Source organism: Acidimicrobiales bacterium (assembly GCA_036273495.1).
In the GTDB taxonomy this organism is placed as follows: domain Bacteria; phylum Actinomycetota; class Acidimicrobiia; order Acidimicrobiales; family JAJPHE01; genus DASSEU01.
Genome location: DASUHN010000377.1, coordinates 1 through 11,079, shown reverse-complemented (window position 1 = coordinate 11,079; position 11,079 = coordinate 1). Strand labels below are relative to the sequence as shown.

The window sequence follows — 11,079 nt, the reverse complement described above, 5'->3', positions numbered from 1 at the left end:
CGGCCTCTCCCTGTGGGCAGCTCACGAGCACCGACACGGGAGTCACCCCCACCCAGATAAAGGTGGCCGACGTCCTTCTCAATCTGGCCGGGGCCATCGGCAACTCGGCGGTGGAGCAGCCCTCACCGCAGATCCAGCAGCAGATGGCCCAGGCCGTCGTGGACGACATCAACTCCCACGGCGGAGTGGCCTGTCGCAAGCTGGCCGTGACGTTCTACGAGGCCAACCCCATCGACCCGACCAGCACCCAGAACGTCTGCCTCCAGATCCAGCAGGCGGGGGTGTTCGCGGTTATCGGCGGGTTCGCCTACCCGCAGGGGGCCAACGACTGCCTGGCCCAGAAGAAGATCCCGGTCGTGGCCAACCTGGGCCCGACACCGTCGGAGGCCAAGCAAGACTACCCGTACTACACGTCGATCAGTCCCGATGCCGTGCAGGACTACAAGAACGCCATCCTCGGCATGAAGGACCGGGGCTTCTTCACCGCCGGCCAGGGCTTCCAGAAGGTCGCCATCCTGGAGGACGACTGCTCGGTCGAGGTCAACCAGGCGGTGTACGGCTTCCTGCTGCAGGCGGGCGTGCCCGCCGGCAAGATCGTCAAGAACGACTTCTCCTGTCCGTCGAGCGGATTCGCATCCCCCGGGGACATGAGCAACTTCGCCACCCAGGACAACCTTCAGCATGTCACCAACGTGGTCGAGGTGACGGGGGGCGGCAGCTTCAAGGAGTTCACCAGCGCCGCCCAGAGCCAGGGCTACAAGCCCAAGTACCTGGTCTCCAACTACGACGGGTTCATGATCACGGCCACCGGATCGACGGGGCCCGACCCCAACAACTTCGACGGGACGATCGCCACCACCACCTCCAAGTTCGGCGAGTCCAGCACCCCCGGCCTGTCGGACCCGGCCACCCAGGCGTGCATCGCCCTGTTCGCCCGGCACGGCCTGCCGGCGTCGTACATCACCGGCAGCTTCTATGGAGGGGGCAACTGCGACACCTTCGGTCTGTTCGCCGCCGCAGCCGCCCACGATCCCGGACCGACCCGAGCCGGGCTGGCCCAGGGCATGGGCCAGGTGGGCCGGTTCAACGAGGCCTTCCCGACCGCCGACGCCATCTACCGGGCGCCGGGTCCGTACACGCCGGTCAAGGTGACGGGCGGGGACTTCTGGTGGGCCGTCCGGTTCTCCGCCTCCTGCACCTGTTGGAAGGTCATCGACCCGACCCTCCGCCCCACGTACTGACGGCAGCCTGACGATTCCATGGGAGCCTCCCTCGTCCTCGGGGTGATCAGCGGGCTGACCATCGGCCTCCTGGCGGTGGGTCTGGTCCTCGTGTACAAGGCCAACCGCTTCATCAACCTCGCCCATGCCCAGATGGGCACGTACTCGGCGGTGCTCCTCGGCAAGATGGTCCTGGACTGGGGCTGGTCCTGGTGGGCCGCCTTCCCGTTCGCCATCGCCATAGGTATCGCCACCGGTCTCCTCGTCGAGCGGTACGTGGTCCGTCCGCTCCGGGCCCGTTCCAACAGCACCGTCACCCTGCTGTTGATCACCGTGGGAGTGGCGCAGCTGCTGTCCGCCCTCGAGTTCATCCCGGTCCTCGGCCCCAACACCCAGAAGCTGACCCTCCAGGGCTACCCGCTGCCGTTCCAGAGCCACCTGAGGGTCGAGGGCGTGGTGCTGGGCGGCCAGGACGTGCTGGTGCTGATCCTCGTTCCGGTCGTGGTGGCCGCGCTGGCGGCGTTCCTGCGCTACTCGGTGCTGGGGCGGATGATCCGGGCCGCGGCGTCGAACCCCGACGCCGCCCGGCTGGCCGGAGTGTCGATCCCGAGGGTGAGCATGGTGACCTGGGGCGTGGCCGGGGCTCTGGCCGCGGTGACGGCGGTGGTGGAGGCGCCGTCCCAGCCCAGCTTCGACGCCACCGCCCTCGGCCCCGATCTGCTGTTGCGGGCGCTGGGAGCCGCCGCCGCCGGCGGGTTCGTATCGCTCCCCGCGACCCTTGTGGCCGGTCTGGGCCTGGGGATCGTCGAGCAGCTCGACCTGTACTGGTCCCACAGCGGGGGCCAGGCGGACCTGGTCGTCTTTGCCGTGATCCTGGGGATCGTCGTGCTGCGCGGCCGGGTGATCGGCGCCGCCGTCCGCAGCACCGGAGCGGTCATCACCGAGCGGCAGCCGCTACGGGTCCCGCCGGCGGTGGCGGGGCGCGCCTTCGTGCGCAGGCGGGGTGTCCTCCTGGCCGCCTCCGGTCTGGTCGTGGGGCTGCTGTTCCCGATCCTCCCGTACTTCCGGCCCGACTACCGCCGCTTCGACCTGACGCTCGTGCTGATCTACGCCCTGGTCGGCGTGGCCATAACCATGCTGGTCGGTTGGGCGGGCCAGATCAGCCTCGGCCACTTTGCCCTCGTCGGAGCGGGGGCCTACCTGACCGCCAAGCTGTCCCCCCACGGGCTGTCGATTCCCCTGCTGCTGTTCCTGTGCGGTCTGCTCGGCGCCGGCATCATGATCGTCACCGGGCTCCCGGCCCTGCGCATCCGGGGGCTCACGCTGGCGGTGACGACCCTCGGGCTCGCCACCGTCTCCTACGAGTGGCTGTTCAAACAGGACTGGTTCGGGTCGTCGCGCTCGTACGGACTGCCGGTCCAGCCGCCCGGACTGGTGGGCTTCGGGCGGCCGACCACCCGGCTGGCCGTGTACTACATATCCCTCGCGGTGCTGGCGGCGGCCCTGGTGGCCGCCTCGGCGCTGCGCCGGTCCCTCCCGGGACGGATGATCGTCGCGGTGCGGGACAACGAACCGGCGGCCATGGCGTTCGGGGTCACCCCCGCCACCATGAAGTTGACCGTCCTGGCCTTCTCCGGCTTCATCGCCGCCACCGCCGGGGTGCTCTGGGCGGACGCCTGGCAGAACCTCTCCCTCAGCCAGTTCAACCCCGATCTCTCACTGTCGATCCTGGCCGTGCCGGTGATCGGCGGGCTGGGCTCACTGTCGGGCGCGGTTGCCGGCTCGGTCCTGCTGTACATGCCGACGTTCTTCATCGCCCCGCTCCTCACGAGCATCTTCGGGAGTGTCGGCCGGCAGGTCGGCTTCCAGCTCCTTCTGGGCGGCGGCGCCCAGGTGGCTCTGCTGCTCTCCTACCCCACGGGCCTGGCCGGGGCGGCCCAGAAGGTCTGGGAGAGGTTCCTCCGCAGCGTCGCGGACCATGTGACGCGACGGCCCGACGTCGCGCACCCTGAGGCGCTGGTGGCCGAGGATCTGCGCCTCTCCTACGGCGGCATCACGGCCCTGGACGGGGCCGGCATCCGCGTCAGCCCGGGGGAGATAGTCGGGCTGATCGGTCCCAACGGCGCGGGGAAGTCGACGCTCCTCAACGTCGTGTCCGGGGCACTGGCGGCCGAGGGGCGGGTCGACCTGTTCGGGGTCGATGTCTCGAACATGGCGGCCGACATGAGGTGGATGCACGGCCTGGGCCGCAGCTTCCAGGACGCCCTGCTGTTCCCCGGGCTCACGGTCCGGGACGCCATCCAGGTCGCAGTGCGCAGCGAGGACCGGTACGGGTTTGCCGCCGCGGTGCTGCGCGTTCCGTGGGCCATGCGCGCCCAACGCGCGGTCGAACGGTCCGCCGACGAGATCATCGACCGGTTCGGGCTGAGCTCCTGGGCCGACTCGCTCGTGGCCGACCTGTCGACCGGCACCCGGCGGGTGTGCGACCTGGCCGCCCAGGTGGCGGCGCGCCCGCGGTTGCTCCTCCTGGACGAGCCGACAGCCGGCGTCGCTCAGCGCGAGACCGAGGCCTTCGGGCCTCTCCTGCGCCGGATCCGGGACGAGCTCGGCTGCGCCATCGTCGTGGTCGAACACGACATGCCGATGTTGATGGGCCTCTGTGACCGGATCTATGCGATGGAGAGCGGGCGGGTCATTGCCGAGGGGACCCCTGAGGAGGTCCGCAACGCGCCCGAGGTCGTGGCCAGCTATCTGGGGACCAACCGGGCCGCCATCGGCCGCTCCGGGCCGGTCGGCGCCGGGAGGCGCCGGTCGGGCTCGTAGACGCGGCGGGCGCCGTTCGATCCCGAGGCCCTACTCCCAGGGCTCGAAGAGGCCCTCGAACTCCAGGGTGCCGTTACGCACCCGGCCGTAGAGGAGCCAGTCGCCCCGGAACATTCCGTGCTCGTGCGGGGAGCAGGCGATGTGCGTACGCGGACCGCCCGTCGTGCTCGGCATGAACCGGATCCGCTCCAGGCCCGCCTTCAGCCCTTCACCACTGAGGATGGGCGCCCGCACCAGCCCCTCGACGAGCACCCGGGCCGTGTCGTAGGCGAGCACCGGGATGGCGTTGGGCCAGAGCGGCGGGTCCTGGCCGTACCGCTTGGTGAAGCGCTGATGGAAGCCCTGCACGAGAGGATTGGTCGGGTCGAACTGGTCGATGCCCACCCACCCCTCGAACTTGTCGAAGCCCATCAGGTAGAACATGAACGCGGTGGTCATGATCCGGGGCGGGTCCCAACCGAGCCGGTCGAGAGCCTCACGCATCAACCCCTTGGCGGCCAGCATTCCGTAGCCCATGTAGACGAGGGCGTCCGGCTCGATGCGGCGCAGGTTGTCGAGGTGCGACGCCAGGTCGGCGGGGCTCTGGCTGACCGTCTCGACCGCGGCCACGCTCACCCCCCGGCGGCGGCACTCCTGGCGAAAGTAGCGGAAGTACTCCTCCCCGTTGGGCGAGATCTCGCTCAGCACCGCCACCCGAGCGTGGCCGTTGCGCTTGAGCCACGACACGATCAGAGCGGCGTCACCGCCGCAGTCCCCGTTGCCGAGCCGGAAGCAGTAGTCACCGTGGAGCTGCTCCGTTCCGCACCAGCTGATCAGCGGCACGTGCATCTCGTTGGCGAGCGGTCCCACGGTGATGGCGTTGTCCGAGCTGTACGCCCCCGCCACGCCTATACAGCCCTGTTCGACGAGCGACCTGAAGCCGTCAGTGGCGTTCCTGGCCGATCCCTGGGGCAGACCGTTCTCCGGGTGGATCACGAACTCGACCGGTCGGTCGAGCAGGCCCTGTTCCTCCGCTTCGTCGAAGGCCATGCGGTGGATCTTGTCGTAGCCCCCGCCGGGTCCGTCGAGGGCGGAACCCAGCCATCCGATCCTGATCGGCTCCATGTCGAACCCCCGCGCCTGTCGCTGACGCGGCGGAAGGTACCGGAGCGGATCGGGTCGCGCCAGCGATCTCAGATGTGATACACACGCGAGCGAGGCGAGAGGGGGCGGTGCGTGCAGTTGCCGATGCGCGGGGTGAAGATGGTCGAAGTGGCGCAGTTCACCTTCACCCCGGCCGCGGGAGCCGTCCTGTCGGACTGGGGTGCCGACGTGATCAAGGTCGAGCACGCGGTGACCGGAGACGCCCAGCGGGGACTGCGGCTGGGGACCGGAGGTGTGGCGGAAGGATCCTTCCAGCCGCTGATGGAGCATCCGAACCGCGGCAAGCGCAGCATCGGGCTGGCCCTCGACCATCCCGACGGCCACGCCGTGTTGATGGACCTCTGCCGGGACGCCGACGTCTTCCTGATCAACTTCCTCCCCGACGCCCGCCAGCGGCTCCGCCTCGAGGTCGAGGACGTCAGGAGGGCCAACTCCGACATCATCTACGTACGCGGCAGCGGCCACGGCCAGCGGGGCCCCGACGCCCCCAAGGGCGGCTACGACGGCTCGACGTTCTGGTGCCGGATGGGCAGCGCCTGGGCCACCACTCCTTCCGACAGCCCCCGGATCATCAACCAGCCCGGCGGCGCCTACGGCGACTCGATGGGAGGGATGACGATTGCGGGAGGCATCGCCGCCGCCCTCTTCGCCCGGGAGCGGACGGGGGAGGCGTCGGTGGTCGACGTGTCGCTGATGAGCGTTGGCGCCTGGGCCTTTGCCCTCAGCCTCGGCAACGCCCTGCTGTCCGGTGAGGAGCAGGCGCCCGGGCCCCTGGACTCACCCATGAACATCCCGGTGAATCCGACCATCGGCACGTTCCGGACCTCGGACGGCCGGTGGATCAACTTCACCATGCTGCAGCCGGGCCGCTATTTCGCGGACGTATGCCGCCACCTCGGTCTCGACCACCTGATCGACGACGAGCGGTTCGACACCGCTGAGAAGCTCATGGCCAACGCCCGGGAGGCGGGGCGGCACGTGGCCGAGGCCATCGGGGCCAAGCCGTTCTCGTACTGGGTCCAGCACCTCCGGACGATGGAGGGACAGTGGGCGCCGGTGCAGGGGCCCCTGGAGATCGTGGCCGACCCCCAGATGGAGGCCAACGGCTACATCCTCCCGGTCACCGACCTCGAGGGGAACCAGCGCCGGTTGGTGGCCAGCCCGGTCCAGTTCGACGAGCGCCCCCCGGAGCTGACGCGGGCTCCGCAGTTCGCCGAGCACACCGACGACATCCTCCGCGAGCTGGGCCGCAGCGAGGACGAGATCATCCAGCTGAAGATCGCCGGCGCCGTCACCTAGTTGCCGGGGCCGGGCGGGCCCTCACGTCAGGCCGCGCGCCAGGACTGCCGCGCCCCGGGGTGAGAGCCGGTAGCCCACCTCGAGGCTCTCGGTCAGTCCCAGCGCCTTGAGGCGCCTCACCCGCTGCTTGAAGGCCTGGCGCTCCATGCCGGCGCGCTCGGCCAGCTCGGTGCTCACGATCCCTGGCATCTCGGCGATCAGCCGCAGGTAGTCGATGGCCCATGGGTTGCGCCGGAGCATTCCCTCCACCGTGCGCCACTCCGCGCCGGTCAGCTCGGCGCGCTCACTTAGGGCTATCCGAGGATCGTCACCGAGGCGGTGGAAGCGGATGCGATAGAGGTCCCCGTCACCCCGCAGGAAGCCGGACAGCTCCTTGCGGTCGCGGTACCCCGCAGCGCGGGCGGCCGGGTCGTCGATCTCATCTCCGTCGATGACCTCGACACTGTCGATGGCCAAGAGGCCGCCGGGGCTCTGCAGGGTCCCTCCCGGGCGGACCGACGGTCGGGTCCAGCGGCGGTAGGCGACCGTCAGCGACCCGTCGCGCAAGCCGGCCCAGAAGCGCTCCTTGAAGACCACGCGGCAATTCTGCCAGCGGGCCGGTCGCCAGCGGCTGCTAGGGGACCGCGCCCTCCGGCCACCCCGGGACACCGGGATCGAGCTGCACGCCCGTGCTGTTCAGAAATCCGCTTATGAGGCGGTAGTAGCCCGCCAGCACGACCAGCTCGATCATCTCCTGGTTGCCGAGGCGCTCCGCCAGGACCGACCAGGTCGCGTCGGACACGCAGTCCCGCTCGCACAGGTCGTCGGCCAGCGCCACCAGGGCGCGATCCTGACCGGACCAGGCGTCCAGATCCCCACCCGCGAGCGCCCGGATCTCCTCCGGGCTCAATCCCGAACGGGCACCGATCACGGTGTGCTGCCCGAACTCGTAGACCGAGCGGCAGTTCCAGCCGACGCGGAGGATCACGATCTCGCGGTCCCGTGCCGGCAGTGAACCGCTGAACAGAAGGGTGCCGCCGAGCTGGTTCGAGCGGCGCATCACCTTGGGGTGGTGGGCCAGCGTCGCGAAGATGTTGAGGGGGGCGGCCCCGGAGGCCCCGCCCGGCACCGCCGCGGCGTCGAGGACCGCCTGCACGCTCGGCTCGGGATCGGAGAGGGGGGGGATGCGCGGAGAGTCCGGGCGGGGGCCGCGGGAGGTGTCCATCCCCGTACTGTGCCCGGTAACCTTGGCGGGTGGGAGATCGCGGCACCTGGGACTCGGCCTACGCCGACGCACCGAAGCGGCCGGGGTCCTTCGAGACGATGTCCGGTGTCCCGCTCGAGGGCGTGTACGGGCCGGACGACGGTGAGTTTCCCGGTCAGTGGCCCTACACCCGCGGCCCCTACGCCTCGATGTACCGGACCCGGCTCTGGACCATGCGCCAGTTTGCCGGCTTCGGCTCGGCGGCCGACACCAACCGGCGCTTCCGGGAGCTCCTGGCCGCGGGTGGCAGCGGGCTGTCGACCGCGTTCGACATGCCCACGCTTCTCGGCCGCGACTCCGACGACACCCTGGCCATCGGTGAGGTCGGCCGGGCCGGGGTGGCGATCGACAGTGTCGACGACATGGCCACGCTGTTCTCGGGGATCGACCTGGGTGCGGTGACCACGTCGATGACCGTGAACTCTCCGGCCGCGTTCGTGCTGGGCCTCTACATATGCGTGGCCGACGCCACCGGAGTGGCGCGGGGCCGGTTGGGGGGCACCATCCAGAACGACATCCTGAAGGAGTACCAGGCCCAGAAGGAGTTCATCTTCCCCCCCCGGCCGTCGCTGCGCCTGGTCACCGACGTGATGGCGTACTGCGCGGCGGAGCTGCCCCGGTGGCACCCGGTCTCGATCTCCGGCTACCACATCCGGGAGGCGGGATCCACGGCGGTCCAGGAGCTGGCCTTCACCCTCGCCAACGGCTTCGCCTATGTCGAGGCCGCCGGGGCCGCCGGCATGGGTGTGGACGAGTTCGGCCCCCGCCTGTCGTTCTTCTTCAACGCCCACATCGACTTCTTCGAGGAGATCGCCAAGTACCGGGCGGCCCGCCGCATCTGGTCGCGCTGGATGCGCGACCGGTACGGGGCAGCCGATCCCCGCAGCCTGCAGCTTCGCTTCCACACCCAGACCGCCGGGGTATCGCTCACCGCCCAGCAGCCCGAGGTCAACCTGGTGCGGGTGGCCGTCGAGGCCCTGGCCGGGGTGCTCGGCGGCACGCAGTCCCTGCACACCGACTCCTACGACGAGGCCCTGGCCCTGCCCACCGACAAGGCGGCCCGCCTGTCGCTCCGCACCCAGCAGGTCATCGCCCACGAGAGCGGCGTGGCCAACGTCGCCGATCCCCTGGGGGGCGCCTGGTTCGTGGAGGCCCTGACCGACGAGGTCGAGCGGCAGGCCGAGGAGATCTTCGGGCAGATCGAGGCGAGGGGCGGCGGGTCGATGCTCGACGGGGTTGTCGACGGCATCGAGGAGGGATGGTTCCAGGCGGAGATCGCCGATGCCGCCTTCGCCTTCCAGCGCAAGGTGGCCACCGACCAGTTCGTGGTCGTCGGCGTGAACCGCTACACCGACGGTGACGACGCCCAGCCCCCCACCCTGTACATCGATCCGGCCGTGGAGGTCGACCAGCTGGACCGGCTCCGGCGTCTGCGTCAGGAGCGCGACCAGGAGGCGGTGCGCCTGGCCCTGGCCCGCCTGGGGCGGGAGGCGGCCGATCCGACCGTCAACCTGATGCCTGCGCTGATCGACGCCGGGCGGGCCCGGGTCACCGTCGGGGAGGTCACCGGCGCCCTGGAAGGGGTGTTCGGTACCTGGACCGAGAAGGCGGCGGTCTGACCACAGATCCGCGCCCCATCCGGGTTCTCGTCGGCAAGATCGGGCTCGACGGCCACGACCGGGGGATCAAGATCGTGGCCCGCATCCTCCGGGACGCCGGTATGGAGGTGATCTACGCCGGCCTGCGCCAGACCCCGGCCGGGCTGGCGGCCACCGCCCTCCAGGAGGACGTGGACGTGGTCGGCATATCCATGCACAACGGGGCCCACCTGACGATCGCCCCCGCCGTCGTGGCCGCCATGCGCCAGCTCGGCCTCGACGTCCCGGTCGTGGTCGGGGGGATCGTCCCCGAAGTCGACCGGCCCAAGCTGGCCGGCGCCGGGGTGGCGGCGGTGCTGGGCCCCGGTGCGTCCGAGGACGAGGTCGTCGGCGCCGTGCGCGCCGCCGCGGCGTGGGCCGCTCCCGCGCCCGGACCGCCGGACTAGGGCGTGGCGGAGGTCCGGAGGATCTTCACCGTCCTCTGGGAGGGCGGCGGGAACGTCAATCCGTTCCTCGGTCTGCAGGGTCGGGTGGAGGACGCCGGGGTGGAGCTGGTGACGGCCGGGCCGGGCTGGCTGCCGGGAGCCGCCGAGGTCGGAGAGGCCGTGGCGCGCTTCCGGCCCGATCTGCTGGTTGTCGACTACATGCTGACCGGTGCCCTGTGCGGGGCGAGCGGTCGGGACTGCCCACGGTGGCCCTGGTCCACACCCTGTACACGGCCCTGCTCGTCGACGGTGCCCCCCATCCGATCGGCATGGCCGGGTCGATCGACGCCGTCAACTCCGTGCGGGCGGAGCTCGGCCTGGTCGAGGTGGCGCGCCACGCCGACCTCCTTCGGGCCGCGGCGCTCGGGTTGGTTGCCGCCCCGCGGGAGCTCGATGCGGCCGGGCCGGTTCCCCCCGATGTCGTCTACGCCGGAGGGCTCTCCGAGGGGCCCGGTCCCGACGCGGGGTGGACGCCGCCCCCGGGTCCGGGCCCCCTCGTCGTCGTGTCGCTCGGCACGGCCGGCTCCGCCGACCCCGAGAGGGAGGTCCTCATTCGGGTCACGGACGCACTGGGCCGGCTCCCGGTCAGGGGTCTCGTCAATCTCCCGGGTTACATCGACGGCGCCGACCTGACGCCGGCCGCCAACGTGGTGGTGTCCGACTACGTGCGGCACGCCGCCGTGCTCCCTCACGCCGCCCTTCTCGTGACCCACGCCGGGCTGGGATCGGTGGTGGCGGCCCTGGACCACGCGGTGCCCATGGTCTGTCTCCCTCTCGGCCGGGACCAGCCCGAGAACGCGCGGGCGGTGGCCCGGGTGGGCGCCGGGAGCGTCCTGTCCCCCGACGCGTCGGCGGAGGAGATAACCACCGCCGTGAAGGAGCTGCTGGCCCGTCGGGACCGGATCCGGCTCGCGGGCGATCCCGACGTTGCGCTCGAGCGCCTGGAGCGGGTGCTGGCCGGTTCGGCGTAGAGCGCCCGGCCGGGACGTGAACCAGATGCGTGAATCAGATGGCGGCGTCGACGAGGCCACCGGGTCCGGCCCCGTCGGTCCGCCCTCCGGTCCCGTAGGCCGCGCCGGCATCGGGTCGCGCCGGTCCGGCCGCCCGGGCGGCCCGGGCCGCCCGCCGGCGGCGGTCGGCAACCAGGCGCCGCTCCCGACGGCGGCCTTCCGGGGTCGCGGGGGCGGGGTGGGCCGCCAGGTAGCGGGCCAGGAGGACGTAGCCGCCATAGACCAGGGCGGAGCGCTCCTCTTCGTAGGTCGTGGAAT

The 11,079-nt window shown here is 71.0% G+C and carries 10 protein-coding genes; 6 read left to right on the top strand and 4 right to left on the bottom strand.

Features of this window, described 5'->3' with window-relative positions; all coding sequences use genetic code 11:
- A partial coding sequence (locus VFW24_16405; protein ID HEX5268351.1) for an ABC transporter substrate-binding protein occupies positions 1-1,241 on the top strand: 1,241 nt, incomplete at its 5' end.
- An 18-nt stretch (positions 1,242-1,259) separates the two neighbouring features.
- Positions 1,260-4,043 carry a branched-chain amino acid ABC transporter permease/ATP-binding protein gene (locus tag VFW24_16400; GenBank protein ID HEX5268350.1) on the top strand — a complete coding sequence of 928 codons (2,784 nt, stop codon included), beginning with the start codon at positions 1,260-1,262 and terminating at the stop codon, positions 4,041-4,043.
- A gap of 30 nt (positions 4,044-4,073) precedes the next feature.
- Here the strand turns inward: VFW24_16400 and VFW24_16395 are convergent, their stop codons facing one another.
- On the bottom strand, positions 4,074-5,147 hold the full coding sequence (locus VFW24_16395) for an ABC transporter substrate-binding protein (GenBank protein ID HEX5268349.1): 1,074 nt from the start codon (positions 5,145-5,147) through the stop codon (positions 4,074-4,076).
- A gap of 111 nt (positions 5,148-5,258) precedes the next feature.
- Between VFW24_16395 and VFW24_16390 the strand changes: the two genes are divergently transcribed.
- The gene (locus VFW24_16390) at positions 5,259-6,485 is read left to right on the top strand and encodes a CoA transferase (GenBank protein HEX5268348.1); all 1,227 of its coding nucleotides are present in this window, start codon (positions 5,259-5,261) and stop codon (positions 6,483-6,485) included.
- Between the two features lie 21 nt (positions 6,486-6,506).
- Here VFW24_16390 and VFW24_16385 read toward each other — a convergent pair whose 3' ends face one another.
- Positions 6,507-7,061, bottom strand: a complete 555-nt coding sequence (locus VFW24_16385) for a hypothetical protein (GenBank protein ID HEX5268347.1) — start codon at positions 7,059-7,061, stop codon at positions 6,507-6,509.
- A gap of 37 nt (positions 7,062-7,098) precedes the next feature.
- The gene (locus VFW24_16380) at positions 7,099-7,689 is read right to left on the bottom strand and encodes a carboxymuconolactone decarboxylase family protein (protein HEX5268346.1); all 591 of its coding nucleotides are present in this window, start codon (positions 7,687-7,689) and stop codon (positions 7,099-7,101) included.
- Between the two features lie 29 nt (positions 7,690-7,718).
- Here VFW24_16380 and VFW24_16375 point away from each other — a divergent pair, with 29 nt between their 5' ends.
- The 3 genes from VFW24_16375 (at position 7,719) to VFW24_16365 (ending at position 10,782) form a co-directional block, all read left to right on the top strand.
- On the top strand, positions 7,719-9,347 hold the full coding sequence (locus tag VFW24_16375) for a methylmalonyl-CoA mutase family protein (protein HEX5268345.1): 1,629 nt from the start codon (positions 7,719-7,721) through the stop codon (positions 9,345-9,347).
- Positions 9,323-9,772: a cobalamin-dependent protein gene (locus VFW24_16370; GenBank protein ID HEX5268344.1), complete on the top strand. Its 450-nt coding sequence runs from the start codon at positions 9,323-9,325 to the stop codon at positions 9,770-9,772. Before VFW24_16375 ends, VFW24_16370 begins: the two co-directional genes overlap by 25 nt.
- A 215-nt stretch (positions 9,773-9,987) precedes the next feature.
- Positions 9,988-10,782: a nucleotide disphospho-sugar-binding domain-containing protein gene (locus tag VFW24_16365; protein HEX5268343.1), complete on the top strand. Its 795-nt coding sequence runs from the start codon at positions 9,988-9,990 to the stop codon at positions 10,780-10,782.
- Between the two features lie 34 nt (positions 10,783-10,816).
- Here VFW24_16365 and VFW24_16360 read toward each other — a convergent pair.
- On the bottom strand, positions 10,817-11,079 hold a 263-nt coding region (locus tag VFW24_16360), incomplete at its 5' end, for a hypothetical protein (protein ID HEX5268342.1).

Bases quoted from the DNA above. Each gene is read 5' to 3' on its own strand.
- VFW24_16380 (HEX5268346.1), bottom strand. From the start codon at position 7,689: ATGGACACCTCCCGCGGCCCCCGCCCGGACTCTCCGCGCATCCCCCCC.
- VFW24_16400 (HEX5268350.1), top strand. From the start codon at position 1,260: ATGGGAGCCTCCCTCGTCCTCGGGGTGATCAGCGGGCTGACCATCGGC.
- VFW24_16395 (HEX5268349.1), bottom strand. From the start codon at position 5,147: ATGGAGCCGATCAGGATCGGATGGCTGGGTTCCGCCCTCGACGGACCC.